This is a genomic window from Bartonella sp. CL25QHWL (genome assembly GCF_042195335.1).
Classification (GTDB): Bacteria; Pseudomonadota; Alphaproteobacteria; order Rhizobiales; family Rhizobiaceae; genus Bartonella.
The window spans coordinates 217596-238703 of the sequence record NZ_JBHIOE010000001.1; the positions used below are offsets into that span (position 1 = coordinate 217596).

General features: G+C 35.2%; 21 protein-coding genes. 10 read left to right on the forward strand and 11 right to left on the reverse strand.

The window, feature by feature from the left end:
* Nucleotide 1 precedes the first annotated feature (1 nt).
* The 4 genes from coaE to ACFILY_RS00750 are packed head-to-tail and all read right to left on the reverse strand — an operon-like array spanning nucleotide 2 to nucleotide 2880.
* The gene (gene coaE / locus ACFILY_RS00735) at nucleotides 2–586 is read right to left on the reverse strand and encodes a dephospho-CoA kinase (RefSeq protein ID WP_273790177.1); all 585 of its coding nucleotides are present in this window, start codon (nucleotides 584–586) and stop codon (nucleotides 2–4) included.
* A complete protein-coding gene (locus tag ACFILY_RS00740) occupies nucleotides 583–1455 on the reverse strand; it encodes a shikimate dehydrogenase (RefSeq protein WP_375620891.1) in 873 nt (290 codons plus the stop codon). The genes coaE and ACFILY_RS00740 overlap by 4 nt, the downstream gene beginning before the upstream one ends.
* Nucleotides 1448–2044 (reverse strand): Maf family nucleotide pyrophosphatase, encoded by a 597-nt coding sequence (locus ACFILY_RS00745; RefSeq protein ID WP_375637271.1) that lies wholly within the window; start codon nucleotides 2042–2044, stop codon nucleotides 1448–1450. The genes ACFILY_RS00740 and ACFILY_RS00745 overlap by 8 nt, the downstream gene beginning before the upstream one ends.
* The gene (locus tag ACFILY_RS00750) at nucleotides 2041–2880 is read right to left on the reverse strand and encodes a pyruvate, water dikinase regulatory protein (RefSeq protein ID WP_273790174.1); all 840 of its coding nucleotides are present in this window, start codon (nucleotides 2878–2880) and stop codon (nucleotides 2041–2043) included. Before ACFILY_RS00750 ends, ACFILY_RS00745 begins: the two co-directional genes overlap by 4 nt.
* 549 nt (nucleotides 2881–3429) lie before the next feature.
* Between ACFILY_RS00750 and rho the strand changes: the two genes are divergently transcribed.
* From rho to ACFILY_RS00780, 6 genes are all read left to right on the forward strand, one after another.
* Entirely contained in the window at nucleotides 3430–4695 is a 1266-nt protein-coding gene (gene rho, locus ACFILY_RS00755; RefSeq protein WP_015857121.1) for a transcription termination factor Rho, read from the forward strand.
* 31 nt (nucleotides 4696–4726) lie between these two features.
* A complete protein-coding gene (gene mnmE, locus ACFILY_RS00760; protein ID WP_375637274.1) occupies nucleotides 4727–6034 on the forward strand; it encodes a tRNA uridine-5-carboxymethylaminomethyl(34) synthesis GTPase MnmE in 1308 nt (435 codons plus the stop codon).
* 106 nt (nucleotides 6035–6140) lie between these two features.
* Nucleotides 6141–8009: a tRNA uridine-5-carboxymethylaminomethyl(34) synthesis enzyme MnmG gene (gene mnmG, locus ACFILY_RS00765; protein ID WP_375637276.1), complete on the forward strand. Its 1869-nt coding sequence runs from the start codon at nucleotides 6141–6143 to the stop codon at nucleotides 8007–8009.
* On the forward strand, nucleotides 8009–8656 hold the full coding sequence (gene rsmG, locus ACFILY_RS00770) for a 16S rRNA (guanine(527)-N(7))-methyltransferase RsmG (protein ID WP_375637278.1): 648 nt from the start codon (nucleotides 8009–8011) through the stop codon (nucleotides 8654–8656). The genes mnmG and rsmG overlap by 1 nt, the downstream gene beginning before the upstream one ends.
* A gap of 6 nt (nucleotides 8657–8662) precedes the next feature.
* Nucleotides 8663–9460: a ParA family protein gene (locus tag ACFILY_RS00775; protein WP_273790170.1), complete on the forward strand. Its 798-nt coding sequence runs from the start codon at nucleotides 8663–8665 to the stop codon at nucleotides 9458–9460.
* Nucleotides 9461–9500: 40 nt separating this feature from the next.
* Nucleotides 9501–10397 (forward strand): ParB/RepB/Spo0J family partition protein, encoded by an 897-nt coding sequence (locus ACFILY_RS00780; protein WP_273790169.1) that lies wholly within the window; start codon nucleotides 9501–9503, stop codon nucleotides 10395–10397.
* 21 nt (nucleotides 10398–10418) lie between these two features.
* Here ACFILY_RS00780 and ACFILY_RS00785 read toward each other — a convergent pair whose 3' ends face one another.
* From ACFILY_RS00785 to dapF, 7 genes are all read right to left on the reverse strand, one after another.
* Nucleotides 10419–10886: a hypothetical protein gene (locus tag ACFILY_RS00785; RefSeq protein ID WP_375637280.1), complete on the reverse strand. Its 468-nt coding sequence runs from the start codon at nucleotides 10884–10886 to the stop codon at nucleotides 10419–10421.
* Between the two features lie 196 nt (nucleotides 10887–11082).
* Complete coding sequence (locus tag ACFILY_RS00790) at nucleotides 11083–11538, reverse strand: hypothetical protein (protein WP_375637282.1); 456 nt, start codon at nucleotides 11536–11538, stop codon at nucleotides 11083–11085.
* A gap of 44 nt (nucleotides 11539–11582) precedes the next feature.
* Nucleotides 11583–12344, reverse strand: coding sequence for a hydroxyacylglutathione hydrolase (gloB, locus tag ACFILY_RS00795; RefSeq protein ID WP_375637284.1), 762 nt, complete (start codon nucleotides 12342–12344; stop codon nucleotides 11583–11585).
* Between the two features lie 62 nt (nucleotides 12345–12406).
* Entirely contained in the window at nucleotides 12407–13093 is a 687-nt protein-coding gene (locus ACFILY_RS00800; RefSeq protein ID WP_375637286.1) for a septation protein A, read from the reverse strand.
* Entirely contained in the window at nucleotides 13090–14343 is a 1254-nt protein-coding gene (gene ftsY / locus ACFILY_RS00805; RefSeq protein WP_273790164.1) for a signal recognition particle-docking protein FtsY, read from the reverse strand. Before ftsY ends, ACFILY_RS00800 begins: the two co-directional genes overlap by 4 nt.
* A gap of 14 nt (nucleotides 14344–14357) precedes the next feature.
* Nucleotides 14358–15641, reverse strand: a complete 1284-nt coding sequence (gene mtaB, locus ACFILY_RS00810) for a tRNA (N(6)-L-threonylcarbamoyladenosine(37)-C(2))-methylthiotransferase MtaB (RefSeq protein WP_375630643.1) — start codon at nucleotides 15639–15641, stop codon at nucleotides 14358–14360.
* Nucleotides 15641–16492, reverse strand: a complete 852-nt coding sequence (gene dapF / locus ACFILY_RS00815) for a diaminopimelate epimerase (RefSeq protein WP_375637288.1) — start codon at nucleotides 16490–16492, stop codon at nucleotides 15641–15643. The genes mtaB and dapF overlap by 1 nt, the downstream gene beginning before the upstream one ends.
* 226 nt (nucleotides 16493–16718) lie before the next feature.
* Here dapF and ACFILY_RS00820 point away from each other — a divergent pair, with 226 nt between their 5' ends.
* From ACFILY_RS00820 to sucC, 4 genes are all read left to right on the forward strand, one after another.
* Entirely contained in the window at nucleotides 16719–17264 is a 546-nt protein-coding gene (locus tag ACFILY_RS00820; protein WP_375637290.1) for an AprI/Inh family metalloprotease inhibitor, read from the forward strand.
* A 98-nt stretch (nucleotides 17265–17362) separates the two neighbouring features.
* Complete coding sequence (gene zapE, locus ACFILY_RS00825) at nucleotides 17363–18562, forward strand: cell division protein ZapE (RefSeq protein ID WP_375637355.1); 1200 nt, start codon at nucleotides 17363–17365, stop codon at nucleotides 18560–18562.
* A gap of 288 nt (nucleotides 18563–18850) precedes the next feature.
* Nucleotides 18851–19813: a malate dehydrogenase gene (gene mdh / locus ACFILY_RS00830; protein ID WP_273790160.1), complete on the forward strand. Its 963-nt coding sequence runs from the start codon at nucleotides 18851–18853 to the stop codon at nucleotides 19811–19813.
* A 95-nt stretch (nucleotides 19814–19908) separates the two neighbouring features.
* Complete coding sequence (gene sucC, locus ACFILY_RS00835; RefSeq protein WP_273790159.1) at nucleotides 19909–21105, forward strand: ADP-forming succinate--CoA ligase subunit beta; 1197 nt, start codon at nucleotides 19909–19911, stop codon at nucleotides 21103–21105.
* Nucleotides 21106–21108: the final 3 nt, after the last annotated feature.

Consider the following 21108-nt stretch of genomic DNA (forward strand, 5'->3'; position numbering starts at 1 on the left):
TTCAATTCTTTAGTTTTTTTATTACATCAAAAACCTGTTGACGTGTATTCTCTAAATCTTTCCCTGTATCAATAATAAAATCAGCACGTTCTCGTTTTTTTTCATCTGGCATTTGTTGAGCATTGATAAAGGCAAATTTTTTCTCATTCATACCTTGGCGAATCATGACACGTTCTTTTTGTATTTCTGGTGGAGCAGAAACAACAATAACGCTATCCACACGACTTTCACCATTTTTTTCAAACAAAAGTGGAATATCAAGAATAACGAATTTTTTCCCTTGTTCACGCGCTATATCAATAAATTCCCTTTCTTTTTCTTGCACCAAAGGATGAATTATTTTTTCTAATGTTTGTAATTTTTCTTTATCATCAATCAAAATTTCAGAAAGTTTCAAACGGTTAACTTCACCGTTTTCAACAACACCAGGAAAAATACGCTCTATGAATGACAAAGCTGGCTCACTTTTATAAAGCTGTTTTACTGCTTCATCAGCACTAAAAACAGAAATACCCGCTTGCTTGAAAAAATCAGCAACTGTTGATTTTCCCATAGCAATTGATCCCGTTAATCCTATGATCTTCATTCTCTTTTTTCACTCATATCCTCTAAAATAGCTGTCCGTAAAGCTTTTGTTACCTGTGGTCTTATTCCAAACCACTGTTCAAACCCTATAACAGCCTGATGTAGAAGCATCCCAAGTCCATCAACCGTCTTGAGATCACAAGCCTTTGCCTGTTGTAAAAAAGGAGTTATCAATGGTGTATAAATAATATCTGTTACTAACGCCGTTTTTTTTGCTTTATGAAAATCGCAAAAAAAAGAATCACTTTTTTCTTCTGGACTTTTTATACCAATAGAGGTTGTATTAACAATCAAATCAGCTTGATGAAGTATTTCATGGATTTTATGCCAATCGTAAACTTTAATGATTTTTCCAAAATGCTGAGCTAAATTATCAGCACGTTGTTTTGTACGGTTAATCAGATAAATCTGTTCAAATCCGCGTTTTTTTAAGGCATATATGATAGCGCGTGCGGCACCACCTGCTCCAAAAACAAGAGCTGTTTCCCCTCCCCAATCAGATGCAAAATCATCAAGATTAGCGCTAAAACCATAGGCATCGCTATTCGTGGCACAAAGCTTATCTCCTTCATACCAAAGTGTATTAACAGCACCAATCATTGTTGCTCTCTCATCTTTATAATCTGCTAAACGAAAAGCTTCCTGTTTATAAGGTAAAGTAACATTTCCTCCACAAAAACCTATTTTTTGTAAAGACGCAATAAAATGACTGAATTCTTCAGATGTTACTTCTTGTGCAATATATTCTCCTTGTAAACCATATTGTTTAAGCCAAAAATTGTGAATTTTTGGCGATTTTGAATGATGAATTGGAGAACCAACAACAAAAGCACGCGGATAATTTGTTTTTTTTATTGTTAAGTCAACCATCAATAATTCCTAAGTGACGCAGTTTTATGAGTAGAGGCAGTAAAGGTAAACCAACAATGGTAAAAAAATCTCCTTCAATTTTTTCAAAGAGATGAATTCCTTCTCCTTCAATTTGATATACTCCCACGCTGTTTAAAACATCTTTTTCTACGCGTGCTAAATAACGTTCAATAAATTCTGATGAGAGTAAACGGACGGACATATGTGCACTAAAAGCTTCAACCCAAATTTTTTGACCATTTTTAAATAAAGCTACCGCACTATGAAGAGAATGGGTTTTTCCTGATAATTCACATAAACGTTGATGTGCTTCTTTTATATTTGTTGCTTTGTGAAAAACTTGACCTTCAAAATCAAGAACTTGATCACAACCAATAACGAAAGCATCAGGAAAACGATCTGAAACATTTTTTGCTTTTGCGCTCGCAAGAAAACAGCTGAGTTCTTTAGGTGTTTTTTCTTTTGCTTTTTTTTCTACTTCTCTTTCATCAAAAGAAGCTCCTTCAATGGAAAAATTTAAGCCTGCTTTTTTTAATAATTTTGCACGATAAAAACTAAGAGATGCTAATATTAACGTATCTGCGTTCATGAGAATTTTCTCTCATTTCCTTCACGAAATCGTGATAACAGTTCAAATATTGCAGCAGCAGTTTCTTCAATAGAACGTCTTGTGACATCAATAATAGGCCAACCAAAACGTTCGCAAATGCGTTTTGCATAGATTAATTCTTCAGCTATGTTGATACGATTTGTATAATTATCAAGAGCAAAACTTTCTCCCAAATCTCGATTTTGGCGGATATGTGAGATTCTTTCAGCTGAAGCAATTAAACCAATAATTAAAGAATTTTTTGCCTCTAAAAGGGATTCTGGCAAATCAATATTAGGAATAAGAGGAATATTAGCCGTTTTTATTCCGCGATTTGCTAAATAGATACTTGTTGGCGTTTTAGAGGTTCTTGAAATTCCCACAAGAATCACATCTGCTTCGGATAAGCTACTGGAAGACTGTCCATCATCATGCTCTATTGTAAAATCCAGTGCCTCAATACGGCGAAAATAATCCGCATTAAGATCATGTTGTGCGCTCGCACGTAAATGTGTTGGCATTCCAAGGTAAGACTGAAAAGCATTTAAAACAGGATGTAATATATCAATACAGGGAACTTTTATTTTTTTACACATTTTTTGAAGGAGAAGTTTAAATTCTTCATCAATCATTGTGTAAAGAACAATACCTGGTTCTTGTTGTATTTCATCAAGAGCTTTTTGTAACTGTATTCTATTACGAATCATAGGATAGATATGCTCTGTTGCCTGACTCATTGCATATTGCGATGCTACAGCTCTTCCAACAGAGATTAATGTTTCTCCCGTTGCATCAGAAAGCATGTGTAAATGAAAGAATTTTTTTTCTTTTGTCACAAAAATTTTAACTCCTTGTTAAGATATGTGTATATATCTTCACCGTTTTTTATAAAACTAAAATTTAGGAAAAATTCTCCTTTTTTATGCACAAATTAAATGCTTGTGATAATTTAATCCCTCTTATAAAAAAAGAGGGGATAATATCTTTAAGATAGTGTTATTTTTATTCTTTTTTAACTTCCTTTTGTGGATAAAATTGAGGATAAATAATAATCCACACTAAACACAGTTATAAATAAGAATAATCCTTTCTTTAATATAAATTTATTAATATAAATTTCTGTAAAAATACTTTTGAATAGCATTTCATTAATGCTATAAATTTAACTTACATTTTTGTTATTAAAATAATTAAATACTATTTGGATTTTATATTTTTTCAAGTTTTTCATATAATTACTTAATATTACAGGAATAAATTTCATATAAATGGTACTTGCAGATTAAAAAAATTGAGTGTAGAATATTTTTTTCTTAATAATATTTCACTCATAAATTTCCATAAATTATTTAGAACAATCTTCTCCATTACAAAGAGCATATTTCATGCAAAAAATGAAACTACAAGAACTTAAAAGCAAAAATCCCGTTGAGCTTGTTTCTTTTGCTGAAACATTAGAAGTTGAAAATGCCTCCCTTATGCGCAAACAAGAATTAATGTTTGCTATCTTGAAAAAACTTGCTCTACAAGATGTAGAAATTATAGGAGAGGGTGTTGTTGAAGTTTTACAAGACGGATTTGGATTCTTGAGATCTGCTGATGCTAATTATCTTCCTGGTCCTGATGATATTTATCTTTCACCTGCACAAATACAGTCGTTTTCTTTAAAGACAGGTGATACAATTGAGGGTCCTATACGCAGTCCAAAAGAGGGAGAACGTTATTTTGCTCTCCTTAAAATTAATACAATTAATTTTGAAAAACCTGAAAAGATTCGTTATAAAATTCACTTTGATAATCTTACTCCTCTTTATTCAAATGAACGTTTCCAAATGGAAATACAAGATCCTACAGAGAAAGATATGTCATCACGCGTGATTGATTTGATATCTCCATTGGGAAAAGGACAAAGAGGGTTAATTGTAGCTCCTCCTCGGACGGGAAAAACAGTTTTACTTCAAAATATTGCTCATTCTATTACCACTAATCATCCTGAATGTTATCTCATTGTTCTTTTAATAGATGAACGACCAGAAGAAGTTACTGATATGCAGCGTTCAGTGAAAGGAGAAGTGGTTTCTTCTACTTTTGATGAACCAGCAATACGTCACGTACAAGTGGCAGAAATGGTCATTGAAAAAGCCAAACGTCTCGTTGAATATGGGCGTGATGTTGTTATTCTTCTCGATTCTATTACACGTCTTGGGCGTGCATATAATACAGTTGTTCCTTCTTCGGGTAAAGTTTTAACAGGTGGTGTGGATGCAAATGCTCTCCAGCGTCCAAAACGTTTTTTTGGTGCAGCACGTAATATTGAAGAAGGCGGATCTTTAACCATTATTGCAACGGCTTTGATTGATACAGGAAGTCGTATGGATGAGGTTATTTTTGAAGAATTTAAAGGAACAGGTAATTCGGAAATTGTTCTTGATCGAAAAGTTGCTGATAAGCGTATTTTCCCTGCTATGGATATTTTAAAGTCAGGAACGCGTAAGGAAGAACTTCTGGTAGAACGACAAGATTTACATAAAATTTTTGTTCTTCGTCGTATTTTAGCATCTATGAATGTAACAGATGCAATTGAATTTTTGATTGATAAATTAAAGCAAACAAAAAACAATAGTGAATTTTTTGATTCAATGAATACGTAGAGTCATTAAAGTTTTTATTAGGATAAAACCTGTGGATACAATCTTTGCTGTTTCGAGTGGATTGTTACCTTCAGGGGTTGCAGTCATTCGGCTTTCTGGTCCTCATGTTGTAGATATAGTTAAAACGCTTTGTGGTCGTTTACCTAAAGCACGTTTTATGCATTATGGAAATCTTACTGCTCGTGATGGTAGTTTTTTAGATTCTGGTTTAACTGTTTTTTTTCCTGCTCCTCATAGTTTTACGGGGGAAGATTGTGCAGAATTCCATTTACATGGAGGAAAAGCCGTCGTTAATCGTTTTCTCGATGAATTGTCGACATTTTCTGGATGCCGTATTGCAGAGGCAGGTGAATTTTCACGTCGCGCTTTTATGGAAGGAAAATTAGATCTTGTTCAAGCAGAAGGTCTTGCTGATTTAATAGAAGCAGAAACGGAAAGCCAACGGCGTTTAGCTGTTATGGGTACAAGTGGACATTTAACGACGCTTTATCGTGATTGGCGTCATAAGCTTATGAAGGCGCGTGCTTTTATCGAGGCAGAACTTGATTTTGTTGATGAAGCAGATATTCCCAACGCAATATCTGATAAAGTTTGGAAAGATATTGAAGATCTTTGTACCTCTCTTCGAGAATATATTACTGAAGGAGAACGTGCGAGTATTTTACGTGATGGATTAAAAATTGTTATTGCTGGTGCTCCTAATTCTGGAAAATCAAGCATTATGAATCGTCTTTCAGGAAGATCTGTTGCTATTGTAACGGAAGAAGCAGGAACAACCCGTGATGCTTTAGAAATGAGAATTATTCTTGGTGGTTTACCTATTTTTTTAACGGATACTGCTGGTTTTAGAAAAACAGAAAATAAAATAGAACAGATGGGAATAGAAGTTGCTAAACAGCATGTTATGGAAGCTGATTTGGTTATTTTGGTTTATGATATAGAAAATCCTAAGCAGGTTGATTTACCAGAAACATCGGCTGAAATATGGTGTGTTGGCAATAAGCTTGATCTTTATGAAAAAAATGATCAGCGTTGGTCTATACAATTTTCCGCATTAACTGGTTTAAATTTTGATTATTTTATAAAAGAACTTGAATCATTTTGTCATCATCGTGCTTCTGAAATTGGAAATATTGTTCCAGCACGTAAAAGACAACTTCAATTGTTAAAGGAGGCTGTTAAAGAGATTGAATTTTCTCTTAATTATCATTCTCTTGATCTCAGTTTACGTGCAGAACATCTCCGTTGTGCAAGTGATTTTCTTGGTAAAATTACAGGAGATATTGATGTTGAAGATTTGCTTGATATTATTTTTTCAGAATTTTGTGTTGGTAAATAATGATTCACGTGAAACATTGATTATTTCATAGATAGATTATAAAGATTATGTAATTTATATATTGTTTCACGTGAAACCTTAGAATATTTTCTACGGAATGAATTAAATGCAATCATATGATGTTGTTATTGTTGGTGGTGGTCATGCTGGCTGTGAGGCAGCTTCAGCTTCAGCGCGTGTAGGAGCCAAAACAGCGCTTGTTACACATAAAATATCAGCATTGGGAACAATGTCGTGTAATCCTGCTATTGGTGGACTTGGAAAAGGGCATCTAGTTCGTGAAATAGATGCATTAGATGGTCTCATGGGAAGAGCAGCAGATGCTGCTGGAATTCAGTTTAGACTACTTAATAGACGTAAAGGACCGGCAGTAAGAGGACCACGAACACAGGCAGATAGACAACTTTATAAAAAAGAAATTCAAAAATTATTAAAAGAACAAGAAAATCTTACTCTTATTGAGGATGAAGTTATTGATCTGGTTGTTAAAGATAATTGTGTATCAGGTGTTATTTTAAAAAAACAAGGAATAATTTTATCTGGTGCTGTTGTTTTAACAACAGGGACATTTTTAAATGGCTTTATTCATATTGGTGATAAAACATGGGCTGCTGGACGTATGGGGGATCAGTCAAGTGTAAAACTTGCTAAACGTTTAAAAAATTATCATATAAAACTTGGTCGATTAAAAACAGGAACCCCTGCTCGTTTGAGTAAAAAAACAATTGCTTGGGAAGCTCTCCAAAAACAACAAGCAGATGAAAATCCCATACCCTTTTCTCTTTTAACAGAGAAAATTGAACAACCACAAATTGAATGTGCAATAACACGTACAAATGAGAAAACACATCAAATTATTCGCGATAATATTTATCGTTCTGCTTTATATTCTGGAAATATTGAAGGGTTAGGACCACGTTATTGTCCTTCTGTTGAAGATAAAATTGTTAAATTTGGAGAACGTGATGGACATCAGATTTTTCTAGAACCAGAAGGATTAAATGATGATACCGTTTATCCAAATGGTCTTTCTACTTCTCTTCCTGAAGATGTGCAAATTTCTCTATTGAAAACCATTGAAGGATTGGAAAATGCTATAGTTTTGCAACCTGGTTATGCTATTGAATATGATTTTGTTAATCCACAACAATTAACGAGAAGCTTAGAATTACGCTCTTTACCAGGTTTATTTTTAGCAGGACAAATTAATGGTACAACAGGATATGAGGAAGCAGCAGCACAAGGACTTTTAGCTGGATTAAATGCTGCACGTAAAGTAGGTAAATTAGATGAAATACTTATAAGTCGATCTACGGCTTATATTGGTGTTATGGTTGATGATTTGGTTTCACGTGGTGTTTGTGAACCTTATAGGATGTTTACATCACGTGCTGAATTTCGTTTATCTTTACGATCTGATAATGCTGATACGCGTTTAACACCTTTGGCACAAAAATGGGGTATTGTGAGTAAAATACGTTGGGAATGTTATCAGAAAAAACAACAACGGCTTGATCAAGCACGATCAATATGTCAAAGTATTTTTTTAACACCTAATGAAGCTTCTGCTCATGGATTACATGTTAATCATGATGGAATTCGGCGTTCGGCTTATGATTTTCTTGCTTATCCTCATATGACCTTAGAGCGTCTTTCAGATTTTTGGCCACAATTACAAAAAATTGATTCTAAAACAGCAGAATCTTTAGAAATTGAAGCACAATATGCGGTTTATTTAGATAAACAAGCACAAGATATTGCTTCTCTTCAGAGAGATGAGCGTTTAGAAATTCCTTCTTCTCTTGATATTCAGGCAATTTCAGGTCTTTCAAATGAACTTAAATCAAAAATTAAAGAAGTATCGCCGCGTTCAATTGCTGATGCACAAAAAATTGATGGCATGACACCCGCTGCGTTATCTCTTATTATTACATATATTCAACGTCAACGACGTGAAAAGGCTAAAACAGCTTAATGGATTTTTCTATAGAAAAAAAATATAAACAATTATTAAATATTGTTCCTTCTGTTTCACGTGAAACAATGGAAAATTTAATTCAGTTTGAGTCTTTAATACTTCAATGGAATGCACATATTAATTTGATATCTGCTACAACAATACCAGATCTATGGACACGACATATTCTAGATTCAGCACAAATTTTTCCTTTGTATGCTCATTCTTTACATTGGAGTGATTTAGGATCAGGAGGAGGTTTTCCTGCAATTGTGATTGCTATCTTTTTGAAAGAAAAAAAAGAAGGACATATTAATCTTGTTGAAAGTAATGGCAAAAAAGTTGCTTTTTTGCGAACAGTTATTGCTCAACTTAATCTTCCAGCAACGGTTTATCACGCTAGGATTGAAGATATATATCAAAAAATTCCCATGTCTGATATTATAACGGCACGGGGATTAGCGCCGCTTAATACTCTTTTACAACTTATTTTTCCTTTATTAACAGAAAAAACTATAGCTCTTTTGCAAAAAGGTCGGGATTACGCTACAGAAATAAAAAATGCCTCTGCCAATTGGCACTTTGATCTGTTAAAACATAAAAGTAAAGTTGATGAAAATTCTGTTATTTTGGAAATTTCTCATATTCGATCATATAGAGGGTAGAGCAAAATGAGCGAAACACGAATTATCGCTATTGCAAACCAAAAGGGTGGAGTCGGAAAAACAACCACAGCAATTAATCTTGCAACAGCTTTAGCAGCCATTGGTGAAAATGTTCTTATTATGGATGTTGATCCACAAGGTAATGCAAGTACTGGTTTGGGGATTGATCGTAATAGCCGTCCTTTATCGTCTTATGATGTTTTGGTTTCGGGCGTTTCAATTACACAGGCGGCTTTAAAGACAGCTGTACCCAATCTTTATATAGTTCCCTCTACACTTGATCTCTTAGGTGTGGAAATGGAAATTTCTTCATCAAAAGATCGCATACAACGCTTACGTAAAGCTCTCTATGATGATCCGGAAATGGAAAAAAAATTCAATTATATTTTAATTGATTGTCCTCCCTCCCTTAATCTTTTAACACTTAATGCTATGGGGGCCGCGGATTCTGTTTTGGTACCTATGCAGTGTGAATTTTTAGCACTTGAAGGTTTAAGTCAATTACTTGAAACAGTAAAACAAGTGCGATCCGTACTTAATCCATCTTTAGAAATCCAAGGTATTGTTCTAACAATGTATGATGGACGTAATAACCTTTCAAATCAAGTTGTTGAAGATGTACGTTCTTTTATGGGAGATAAAGTTTATCGTACTGTTATTCCACGAAATGTAAGAGTATCAGAAGCACCTTCTTTTGGCAAACCTGTATTGCTTTATGATCTCAAATGTGCTGGAAGCCAAGCTTATTTGCGTCTAGCATCAGAAATGATACAACGTGAAAAACAAGCACGCGCTGCTGCTTAAAAATATAAAAAAATAATCTAAAAATTCAAAGAGAAAAATTATGAATGATGATCTCTCAAAAAAAAGACTAGGACGTGGATTAGCGGCATTGATTGGAGATATCAATTTAAACAACAATATTGCACGTTCATCAAGCTTTGATAAATTAAATGAATCCGGTAGTATTTCTGAGCGATTTATTTCTATTGAATCTATTTCATGTAATCCTCACAATCCTCGGCGTCATTTTACTGAAACAGAGCTTGATAATTTGGCACAATCAATTCGTCAACACGGTGTGGTTCAACCGGTTATTGTAAGGCCTTTAAGAGATCATCCTCATCGGTTTGAATTGATTGCGGGTGAACGGCGCTGGCGTGCAGCACAACGTGCAAATTTAAGTCAATTACCCGTTATTATTCGTGATGTGGACGATAAAACCGCTTTGGAATTGGCTATTATTGAAAATGTTCAGCGGGCAGATCTTAATCCTATCGAAGAAGCAAAAGGATATGAGATGCTTTTGAATGAGCATGATTATACACAAGTAGATTTAGCACAAGTTATTGGAAAAAGTCGTAGTCATGTTGCAAATACGCTTCGTTTATTAAAACTTCCAGAAAGAGTACAACAATTCTTAACGGATGGACAACTTTCTGCTGGTCATGCACGTTGTCTTATAACCGTTGATGATCCACAAAATTTAGCTGAGAAAATTATTCGTGAAGGGCTTTCAGTACGTCAAACAGAAATACTTGCATATGAGAAAGCCAATCCTAAAACTAAAAAGCGTACCAATACGGAAAAAGATGCTGAAACAAAATCTTTAGAAAAATTACTTGCAGATGTGATAGGAATGAAAGTTATTATTCGGCATGGTAAAAAAGGTGGCGATTTAAAAATACATTACTCTTCATTAGAACAATTAGATGAAATTTGTCGGCGTTTACAAAGTTAATCAATTGTTCTAAAAAGATTTTTAACAGTTATCTCTTAAAATTTGGATTATTCTATACATATGTTCTTTAACAAATTCTAGATTTCTTGAAGGTAAAGAGTTTTTTTCATAAGTATAATTTTCCTCATCAGTAAGTACATATAATGTCGCTTTAAGTGCTAGGTGAGCAACAATAAAATCTTTTGGTGTGATATTATTTTCTTTTAAAATATTCACAAGTTTTGGATTATTAGAAATATAGGCAGCATATTTTTCAATATGATCATCATAAGTATTGATATCACTTTTTGTATTTGTTTGTTCTGGTTCTGAAGATAAATTTCTACATTCTTCTTTGATTTTTTCCAGCTTTAAAAGAATATCTTCTGTTAAGGGATAATTTGCAATGAAAGGCGGTATAAAAGAAGGATCATCTATTTCTTGTTTTTTTTCTTGAGCGTATGATACAAAGGGAAAAATGAAGAAAAAACACAATAGAAGTTTAAACATGACTAAAAATTATCCTTTCTTTTTTGAATTTCAATAAATATTTTTCCGTCTGTTATTCTTTATTTTTAGAAAAACATTTGTAAATATAATCGAAATAAAAACAATTATTAGGAATGATAAAAATACGGTGATTTTTTAATGCACTGACTTCTTTATTAGATTAAAGGGGTGATATTTTCTAACATTTCATAACTGATTAGTTGCTCAAAATGAGTTTTTCACAGCTATCTAAAAGAATTGTTGCTTTGTAAAAATGTTTTTTAACAAATTCAAGATTGTTTAGAAATATAGTATTTTTCTCAGTAGAATATTCCTTTTCAGGTGCAAATATGAGAAGCGCGGATATTTCTTTAAGTACTAAGGTTCCAGCAGCAAAATCTTCTGGTTTTATATTATTTTTTTTTAAAATATTCATAAGTTTTGGTTTACTAGAAATATAGGTAGTGTAGTTTTCAATATTAGAGTGGATACTAGAATCATAAGTGATAAGATCATTTTTTGTTTCTGGAAGTAAATTTTCACATTCTTTTTCAATTTTTTCCAGTTTTAAAAAAAGATCTTCTGTTAAGGGATAATTTGCAATGAGAGGGGATATAAGAGAAGAATTATCTGTTTCCTTTTCCTCTGCTCTTGTTAGTTGAATATGTATCACGAAAAGAAAAAGGAGAAACAAACGTAATACGAACTTAAGCATGGTTAAAAATTATCCTTTCTTCTTCGAATTTCAGCAAAAACTTCTTCATCTGTTTCTTCTTCCATTACAAGGTTCCTTCGCAACACACTATCATCCCAGCGGAGAAAGGGATTGGTGGCTTTTTCTTGCCCTAAAGTGACAGGTAAAGTCATAGCGTTTTTTGCACGTAGCAAAAAAACTTCCTCTATTCTTTGGTGGAGTTTTTTATTATGTGGGTCAATTGTTAGTGCGAAAAGAGCGTTGTTTTTTGTATATTCATGTCCACAATAGAGAAATGTTTCATCAGGAAGTTTACGAAGTTTTTTTAAAGAATTTAACATTTGTGCAGGTGTTCCTTCGAAAAGACGTCCACAGCCCAATGAAAAAAGTGTATCTCCAGCAAAGAGTAAACTCTTCTCAGGAAAATAGTAAGATAATGCGCCTAAAGTATGACCAGGTGTTGAAAGAGCTAAAAGCAGGTGTGTGCCAAAAGAAAAACTTTCATCAGGTTGAAGTGTTTGATCAAGATAATTGATCTTTTCTTTTTCTGCTTCTGGCCCGATAACCATAGCGTTGTAAACTTGTTTTAATTCTGATAGGGCTTCTACATGGTCGTGATGATGATGAGTTACAAAAATAGTGTTAAGTGTCCAATTGTGGCGCTTTAAAGCATTGTGGATCGCTTTGCTTTCAGGGGCATCTATTGCAGCTGTCATACCACTTTTTTCATCATGAATGAGTATACCAAAATTGTCTTCTCGACAAATAAACTGTTCAATCAACATATTTTTTCTCCCGAACAGTGTTTGGCGATGAATCTATAAAATAATCGGTAGTGGTGATTTTTTTAAGAATCAGATTTGTCCTCTTCTGTAAAAAGTCCTTTTGAATGTTTTATAATTATAGGCATTTGGGTAAGCATGAAAAGGACTGTTATAGGCATGACGCCAAATACTTTGAAACTTGTCCAGAAATTATCGCTAAAATTACGCCAAATTATTTCATTCAAAAGGGCAAGAAAAATGAAAAAAAACGCCCAACGATAGGTAAGTTTTTGCCAACCTAAATCATCAAGTTTTAAGGTAGAATCAAGAGCATAACGTAAAAGTGGTTTTTTAAAAAACATCCCACCAAAAAGTATAAAAGCAAATAAGCTATTAATGATTGTTGGTTTCATTTTTATGAAAGTTTCATTATGAAGCCAGAGAGTTAGAAAGCCAAAAACTAAAACAAATATTCCCGAAATAAGAGGCATAATAGGAATTTGTCTTGCAAGGATCCATGATAAGCTTAGGGAAATAATTATCGCTACCATGAAAATAGCTGTTGCAGGGAAAATAGATTTGTTAAAATTTTGAAAAAATCCAATGTTTTTTATCAGCCATTCTCCCTTATAATTGGCAAAAAAGAAGGCAACCAATGGACCCATTTCCAAAAGAAACTTAAGTGTTGGTGAGAGAGATTTATTATTATTATTATTCATTTTTTTTTCAGAACTATTGTGTAAATTAGGATTAGATAAAGGCTGTTTCATGCATGTTTTCCTGCGATAGTTTCGGCAAAGTCAGAAGCAGAAAAGGGTTGAAGGTCTTCAATATCTTCTCCTATACCGATAAAATAAACGGGTAATTTATATTTTGCTGCGATAGCGACAAGAATTCCTCCTCGTGCAGTCCCATCTAGCTTTGTCATGACTAAACCATTAACACCAGCAATATCGCGGAAAATATCTACTTGGTTGAGTGCATTTTGTCCGGTTGTTGCATCAAGCGTTTGAAGGATTGTATGGGGTGCTTGGGGGGTATGTTTTTTTAAAACACGAATAATTTTTGCTAATTCATCCATCAATTCAGATTTATTTTGTAAACGCCCTGCTGTATCAATAATTAATACATCACTGTTTGTTTTTTTTGCTTTTTCATAAGCATCAAATGCTAAGCTGGCGGCATCTGCACCCAATTTTGTTGAAATAACAGGAGAATTGGTACGTTCACCCCAGATGTGTAGTTGCTCAATAGCTGCGGCTCGGAAAGTATCACCAGCTGCCAGCATAACTTTTAATCCCCCTTCTGTTAATTTTGCTGAAAGTTTTCCAATAGTTGTCGTTTTTCCAGTGCCATTTACACCTACCAGCAAAATAACATGCGGTTTATGGCTGAGATCAAGTTCCAATGGTATTGCAACAGGTTCCAGAACTTTTTTGACCTCATCCGCTACAATAGTATGAATATCATCTGGGGAGAGGTCTTTTCCGTAACGACTGGAAGCTAAAGTATTTGTGATGCGTGTTGCCGTCTCTACACCTATGTCAGCTTGGATAAGAATATCTTCGAGCTCTTGCAATGTGTCTTCATCAAGTTTTCTTTTAACAAAGAGATCGCTAATTGATCCGCTTAAGCGTTGTGAAGAAAGGGATAGACCTTTTTTAAGGCGCCCAAACCACGCTGTCTTTTTTTGTTCAACAGAAGGTTCAGATAAAATTTCTTCATTCTTTTTTTCACGGATGTTGTCTGTGACAATAATTTTACCAGAAAAAGGAATTTTATCAGAACGGGATTCTAAAAATGGAGATTTTTCATCATATTTTGTAAGTATTGACTCTGGATTTTTTGTTTGTTCTTCTTTTTCTGTGTCTATAGAAACTTGGTTATTTTTTGTCTTTTCATTTTTGTCTTTATTTTCTTCTATTATATCGCTTTTATCAGGAATAGAAATCTGTTGTTCAATTTCTTGCTCTTGAGATTTGTTAAAAGAGAATATTTTTTTAATAAAAGATTTCGTCATAAGAATTTTCCTGCTCAAGCAGCGTTTAATTTTGGAAGGACAGCAATCAATTTATCGCCATCATGATCAACGATAAGGGCTTGAACAATTGTTCCTGCTTTTGCACCTTTAACCTGTACAAGGGTATAATCTTCTGTTCGTCCGATTTCATCTTTTTCAACGAGAATTGTTTGTAGACTGTTTTGTAAATGAGCAAGATGCTTTTGGTAAGCCATCTCACCTGCTTTACGCAATTTTTCAGCACGCATCTTAACTATTTTACGGTTGATTTGTGGCATACGTGCGGCAGGTGTTCCTTCTCTTGGACTAAAGGGGAAGACATGGAGATGGGTTAAATTACAATCTTTGATTAAAACAAGACTGTTTTGAAACATCTCTTCTGTTTCTGTAGGAAAACCAGCAATTAAGTCGGCACCATACACCATTGTAGGACGTTTGGCACGCAACTCTTGGCAAAATTGAATGGCATGTTCGCGCAGATGACGCCGTTTCATCCGTTTTAAAATCATATTATCACCTGCTTGCAAAGATAAATGCAAATGGGGCATGATTCTTGTTTCATAAGCTAAAAGATTGATGAGTTCTTCGTCTGCTTCAATAGAGTCAATAGATGAGAGGCGTAATCGCGTTAAGTCAGGAACATGATGCAAAATTGCTGAAGTTAATTTTCCTAGAGTAGCTTTTCCAGGAAGATCGTGGCCATAACTTGTAAGGTCAACACCTGTAAGGACCACTTCTTGGATACCCTCACCTATCAGCTTTTTTATTTGTTCTATGACAGCACCCATGGGTACTGAACGAGATGGTCCTCGTCCATAAGGAATAATGCAAAATGTACAGCGATGATCACATCCATTTTGTACCTGTACAAAAGCGCGGGTGCGCTCTTGCATTGCACTGACCATATGTGGAGCAATTTTTTGTACTTCCATAATGTCATTGATACGCACCTTTTCAGAATGGTTAATACCAAAATCAGGAAGTTGACGATAAGAATGGGCGTGAAGTTTATCTTCGTTTCCTAAAATGAGATCCACTTCTGTCATTGAGGCAAAATTTTGTGCTTCTGTTTGGGCGGCACACCCTGTTACAATGATACGTGCATGAGGATTTTCACGTCGTGCTTTGCGGATAGCTTGTTTTGCTTGTCGTACGGCTTCGGCAGTGACAGCACAGGTATTAAAGATAATAGCACCATCTTTAAGCTGATCTAGCCCTGAAGAAGTACTTTCTTTGCGAATGATTTCCGATTCGTAGCTATTAAGTCGACAACCAAAAGTTACAATTTCTATTGCCATCAGGAGTGATCCTTTTTGTAGCACCCTGTTAAAGGGCTTAAAAAGCCACTAAATTGATATTTTATTGGTCCTGTCATAATAACGTGATTGTCTTCTCGGTAAAAAATATTAAGTGTTCCCTTTGGTAAGTTTACATCAATATGACGTTGTGTAAGACCACGACGATAAGCAGCCACTGCACTTGCACAAGCAGCACTCCCACATGCTTGTGTTAATCCTGCTCCTCGCTCCCATGTACGTAAACTTAGACTTTTCTTTGACGTTATGCAAGCAATGGAAATATTGCACTGTTCGGGAAACAGGGGATCATGTTCAAGTTTTGGTCCATATTTTTCTAATGGAATATGTTGAATATCATTTTCAACAAAAAAGATAGCATGGAGATTGCCAATGGATATGAGACAAGCGTCTTTTAGGGGACCAGCCGTAATTTCTACGTGATTGGTATCAACTATTTCACGTGAAACAGGCATCTCTTTTGCATTGAAATTTGGGCATCCCATATCAACAGAAATGAGATTGTCGGTTTGGTATTTCCCTTCAATAATTCCAGCGGGAGTTTCTAAATGAAATTTTTCACCAAAATTGTGATCTTTAAGCCATGCGATGACACAGCGGGTACCATTGCCACAAGCTTTAGCCATTGATCCGTCGGCATTCCATATTTCGATGCGGAAGTTGGCTTTTTTCTGGGTTGGTGTGTGGATAGCCATGATTTGATCAAAATGCATTTCAGGATCTGCTGACAAAGCAAGGATTGCTTTTGGTGTAAGAGCATGAGTGCTTTCACGCATATCAACAACAATAATTTGATTTCCAAGACCGTCCATTTTGCTAAATGGCGTTTTCATGAAACTTCTCTATTTCTAATGATTACTTATAAAAGAGATATATGGCTGAAAATCTTATAAATTTCCAGTGTTTAATAAATATAAAATTTGGTACATAAGTTATTTCGTTTAAAATAAGTGATTTTAACCTGTTTTTTTTAATTTGTTAATTTATCTTTGTAACTATAACAAATATTCGCTTAATTTTTTTGTGAACTTATTTATTGTCGTGGGAGAGAGTACAGACATGGCGTTTTCAAGAGTTTCGTTTTTCGTTGCACTATCAACTGTAATGTTTTTAGGGGGATGTTCAACAACACGGTTTGATGGTAATGACGATAATAACGCATTAGAAGTTTTTTATCCATCTCAACAAATGACAATATTGGAAGCGTCTGATCTGTCGTCTCCTTCTTCGTCGATATCTGAAGACGCAAACGCTTTGGTGTATGAAAAAGGAGATTCTCAGAGCGATGGACGAATGGCTAGTCTCGAATTGCCAAGCAGTGCCACTGATTTATTTCCTGCAAGTATTGCTGGGGTATGGAATCTTTCTATGGGAGGAAAAGTTTGCCGGATTGCAACTCCACAAACAAAGTTTGGAAAAGGGTACCGTGCTGGTCCTTTACATTGTCTAGGAATTGCTTCCCAAGTGAGATCGTGGGACGTTAAAGGAAAAAGATTATATTTTTATAATAACTCTGGACGTGTTATCCTCGTTCTTTATTCTTCAAATGTTGATCGTTTTGAGGGACGTACACTTGATGATCATCCCGTTGTTTTAAGTCGTTAAATCATTTTTGACCGTTTATGACAAGCTAAGCTAGACGGACAGATTCGTGAAAAGTATTTGTATTTTTCATTGAGATCGGTTTGAAAAAGGTTTTTTGGATGATTCTCGTTTCAACACGTTATAAGGAGCTTGTCGCTAAAGGAGAGGTTTGTTTTGATCCCGCTCAATTAGCTATAACAGAATATTTTGATCATTTATTAAAAAAAATTACGGAACAAAATATCTCTCGTCCTTGGACTTGGATATTTTGCTCTTTCTTTAATAGAATATTTAAAAGGAAAAAACAAAATATTTCTTGTGTTGTAAAACAAGGAGATGAAACAGGTTTTTTTCAGGGACTGTATATTTATGGTGAAGTAGGACGGGGCAAAACCATGCTGATGGATTTGTTCTTTTCTTGTTTGCCTAAAGGTCATAAAAAGCGTGCCCATTTTAATGATTTTATGGCTGATGTACATGAGCGTATTAATTTTTATCGTCAAGCATCTGGGTGTGCAAAATTTAAACAAGATAATCCTATTTTAGCTGTTGCTGAGGATCTTGCACGAGAAGCAAAAATACTTTGTTTTGATGAGTTTAGTGTAACAGATATTGCTGATGCTATGGTATTGGGACGGCTTATTTCTGCTTTGTTTGATAAAGGAATTTTCTTTATTGCAACCTCAAATGTGGCGCCGGATAACCTTTATTGTAACGGTTTAAATCGTGAACTCTTTTTGCCTTTTATTCAAGTTTTGAAAGCATATGTTCGCGTTGTTAATCTTGATGCAAAAACAGATTATCGCCTTGAAAAATCAAATCTACAACAGGTGTATGTGTCGCCGTTGGGGGTCCCAGCAAATGAATATATGGATCAAGCATGGGCACTTGTATTGCAAGGACATAAGGAGACATCTGATGAGCTTTCTATAAAAGGGCGCCTTATTTCTATTCCGCGCTTTGGTGCAGGATGTGCTCGTTTTGATTATGGGGATTTATGTGCAAAGCCTTTGGCCGCGGCTGAATATTTGTTATTAGGAGAGCGTTATCATACGATTTTTATTGATAATGTACCGGTCATGGATGATACATGTCGCAATGAAACAAAACGGTTTATTTTGCTTATTGATATTCTTTATGAACGCCACATACGGTTGTTTATGTCGGCTGCGGCAGGGGTAGGGGATTTGTATAAAGGGCATGCGCAGATTACGGAAACATTTGAATTTAAAAGAACACAATCACGTCTTTTCGAAATGCAAAGCTACGATTATTTAAAACTTTGGGAAGAACATTTTCTTTTGAAGAAGAAGCATTGATTATACTTTTACCTTTACGTAAACTGTAAAAACAATAACTTTTTGAAATTAAAGAAATATAATAATTCTGTTGTATTTTTTTTAAATTCACTTTATCGATACATCGTGATAATTTTCTAATAGTTGTTTCAGCGGAGGGTTGTTGTTTCTGTAAAGAGAGAAATTTGTAAATTTCATTTCTTTACTCCTTTTTATGATATTGTTTGAATATGGTTGAAGTCAAAAATATTCAGTATACGGACGCTGATGGGTGTGCGCTGAATTATCTAAAAGTTAGGAAAAAATAAAATGGCACGGAAAAAAATAGCTCTCATTGGTTCAGGTATGATTGGTGGTACTTTAGCACATATTATTGGGCTTAAAGAGCTTGCTGATGTGGTCTTATTTGATATTGCAGAAGGTGTGCCACAAGGTAAGGCTCTAGATATCGCCGAATCTTCTCCTGTTGATGGTTTTGATATCAGTCTAAAAGGTGCTAATGCTTATGAAACAATTGAAGGTGCTGATGTTGTTATTGTAACAGCAGGCGTTGCGCGAAAACCTGGTATGAGCCGTGATGAACTTTTGGGCATTAATTTAAAGGTTATGGAACAAGTTGGAGCTGGAATTAAAAAATACGCTTCTTCGGCGTTTGTTATTTGTATTACTAATCCCCTTGATGCGATGGTGTGGGCTTTGCAGAAATTTTCAGGTCTCCCTACACATAAAGTGGTTGGTATGGCAGGTGTTCTTGATTCAGCGCGTTTTCGTCATTTCTTATCTGAGGAATTTAAGGTCTCTATTAAAGATGTGACAGCGTTTGTTTTAGGGGGCCACGGTGATACAATGGTTCCTCTCGTGCGTTATTCAACGGTTGGTGGTATTTCTTTGCCTGATCTTGTAAAGATGGGCTGGACAACACAGGAAAGAATTGATCAAATTATCCAGCGTACCCGCGATGGTGGTGCAGAAATTATTGGTTTGTTAAAAACAGGTTCTGCTTATTATGCACCAGCAGCTTCTGCTGTTTCTATGGCTGAGGCTTATCTAAAGGACACTAAGCGTGTTGTGCCTGTTGCAGCTTATCTTTCAGGGGAATATGGGGTTAATGATACCTATGTTGGTGTTCCTGTTGTACTTGGTGCAGGTGGTGTTGAACGAGTCATTGAAATTGATCTTGATAAAGAAGAAAGAGGTGCTTTTGATCATTCAGTAAATGCGGTTAAAAAGCTTTGTGAAGCTTGTATTGCTCTTGTACCTAGTCTCAAGTAAATTGAACAAGGTTTAATTCATTAAAATAAGTATTTAGAATATTAAAACTTTAGGATTAATAAGATCCATGATCCATAAAAGAAAAGGACAAATGCATGAATATCCATGAGTATCAGGCCAAACGTCTGCTTCATGAATATGGAGCACCAATTGCAAATGGTGTCGCTGTTTATTCTGTAGAGCAAGCGGAAAAATGGGCGGAAAAATTGCCCGGACCTCTCTATGTGGTTAAAAGTCAGATACACGCTGGTGGTCGTGGTAAGGGTAAGTTTAAAGAACTTGATCCTGATGCAAAGGGTGGTGTTCGGCTTGCACAATCTGTTGAAGAAGTTGTTGCAAATGTTCAAGAAATGCTTGGAAAAACTTTGGTAACCAAACAAACTGGTCCAGAGGGTAAGCAGGTCAACCGCCTTTATATTGAAGACGGTGCCGATATTGAACGGGAGCTTTATCTTTCACTTTTGGTTGATCGTAGCATTGGTCGAATTGCTTTTGTTGTTTCAACAGAAGGTGGAATGGATATTGAAACGGTTGCTGAAGAGACACCAGAAAAAATATTCACGCTTCCCATTGATGCTGGAGAGGGTGTTACTTCTGCTGATTGTGCAAGACTTTGTGATGCGTTGAAACTACAAAGTAGTGCGCGAGAAGATGGTGAAAAGCTTTTTCCGATTCTCTATAAGGCATTTTGTGAAAAAGATATGAGCCTTTTAGAAATCAATCCACTTATTGTGATGAAAGATGGTCGTTTGCGTGTTCTTGATGCGAAAGTTTCTTTTGATAATAATGCTCTGTTTCGTCATCCAGATATTTTAGAATTACGCGATCTTTCAGAGGAAGATCCAAAGGAAATAGAAGCATCAAAGCATGATCTTGCTTATGTTGCTCTTGAGGGTACGATTGGTTGCATGGTTAATGGTGCTGGGCTTGCTATGGCAACAATGGATATCATTAAGCTTTATGGAGCAGAGCCAGCGAATTTTTTGGATGTTGGTGGTGGAGCATCAAAAGAAAAGGTGACAGCTGCTTTTAAGATTATTACGGCCGATCCAAATGTTAAGGGCATTTTGGTTAACATTTTTGGTGGTATTATGCGTTGTGATGTCATTGCTGAAGGTGTGGTTGCTGCTGTTCGTGAGGTTGGTTTGAAAGTTCCCTTGGTTGTTCGTCTTGAAGGCACTAATGTTGAGCAGGGTAAAGCAATTATTAATGAGAGTGGTTTGAATGTTATTCCTGCTGATGATTTAGATGATGCTGCCCAAAAAATTGTTGCAGCCGTGAAGGGAGCTTAAGCT

Coding starts and splice junctions, on each gene's coding strand:
- ACFILY_RS00745 (WP_375637271.1), bottom strand. CDS start 2,044: ATGAACGCAGATACGTTAATATTAGCATCTCTTAGTTTTTATCGTGCA.
- ACFILY_RS00780 (WP_273790169.1), top strand. CDS start 9,501: ATGAATGATGATCTCTCAAAAAAAAGACTAGGACGTGGATTAGCGGCA.
- ftsY (WP_273790164.1), bottom strand. CDS start 14,343: ATGACGAAATCTTTTATTAAAAAAATATTCTCTTTTAACAAATCTCAA.
- dapF (WP_375637288.1), bottom strand. CDS start 16,492: ATGAAAACGCCATTTAGCAAAATGGACGGTCTTGGAAATCAAATTATT.
- mtaB (WP_375630643.1), bottom strand. CDS start 15,641: ATGGCAATAGAAATTGTAACTTTTGGTTGTCGACTTAATAGCTACGAA.
- ACFILY_RS00800 (WP_375637286.1), bottom strand. CDS start 13,093: ATGAAACAGCCTTTATCTAATCCTAATTTACACAATAGTTCTGAAAAA.
- ACFILY_RS00775 (WP_273790170.1), top strand. CDS start 8,663: ATGAGCGAAACACGAATTATCGCTATTGCAAACCAAAAGGGTGGAGTC.
- gloB (WP_375637284.1), bottom strand. CDS start 12,344: ATGTTGATTGAACAGTTTATTTGTCGAGAAGACAATTTTGGTATACTC.
- ACFILY_RS00740 (WP_375620891.1), bottom strand. CDS start 1,455: ATGGTTGACTTAACAATAAAAAAAACAAATTATCCGCGTGCTTTTGTT.
- zapE (WP_375637355.1), top strand. CDS start 17,363: ATGATTCTCGTTTCAACACGTTATAAGGAGCTTGTCGCTAAAGGAGAG.
- rho (WP_015857121.1), top strand. CDS start 3,430: ATGCAAAAAATGAAACTACAAGAACTTAAAAGCAAAAATCCCGTTGAG.
- rsmG (WP_375637278.1), top strand. CDS start 8,009: ATGGATTTTTCTATAGAAAAAAAATATAAACAATTATTAAATATTGTT.
- coaE (WP_273790177.1), bottom strand. CDS start 586: ATGAAGATCATAGGATTAACGGGATCAATTGCTATGGGAAAATCAACA.
- ACFILY_RS00820 (WP_375637290.1), top strand. CDS start 16,719: ATGGCGTTTTCAAGAGTTTCGTTTTTCGTTGCACTATCAACTGTAATG.
- mnmG (WP_375637276.1), top strand. CDS start 6,141: ATGCAATCATATGATGTTGTTATTGTTGGTGGTGGTCATGCTGGCTGT.
- mdh (WP_273790160.1), top strand. CDS start 18,851: ATGGCACGGAAAAAAATAGCTCTCATTGGTTCAGGTATGATTGGTGGT.
- sucC (WP_273790159.1), top strand. CDS start 19,909: ATGAATATCCATGAGTATCAGGCCAAACGTCTGCTTCATGAATATGGA.
- ACFILY_RS00785 (WP_375637280.1), bottom strand. CDS start 10,886: ATGTTTAAACTTCTATTGTGTTTTTTCTTCATTTTTCCCTTTGTATCA.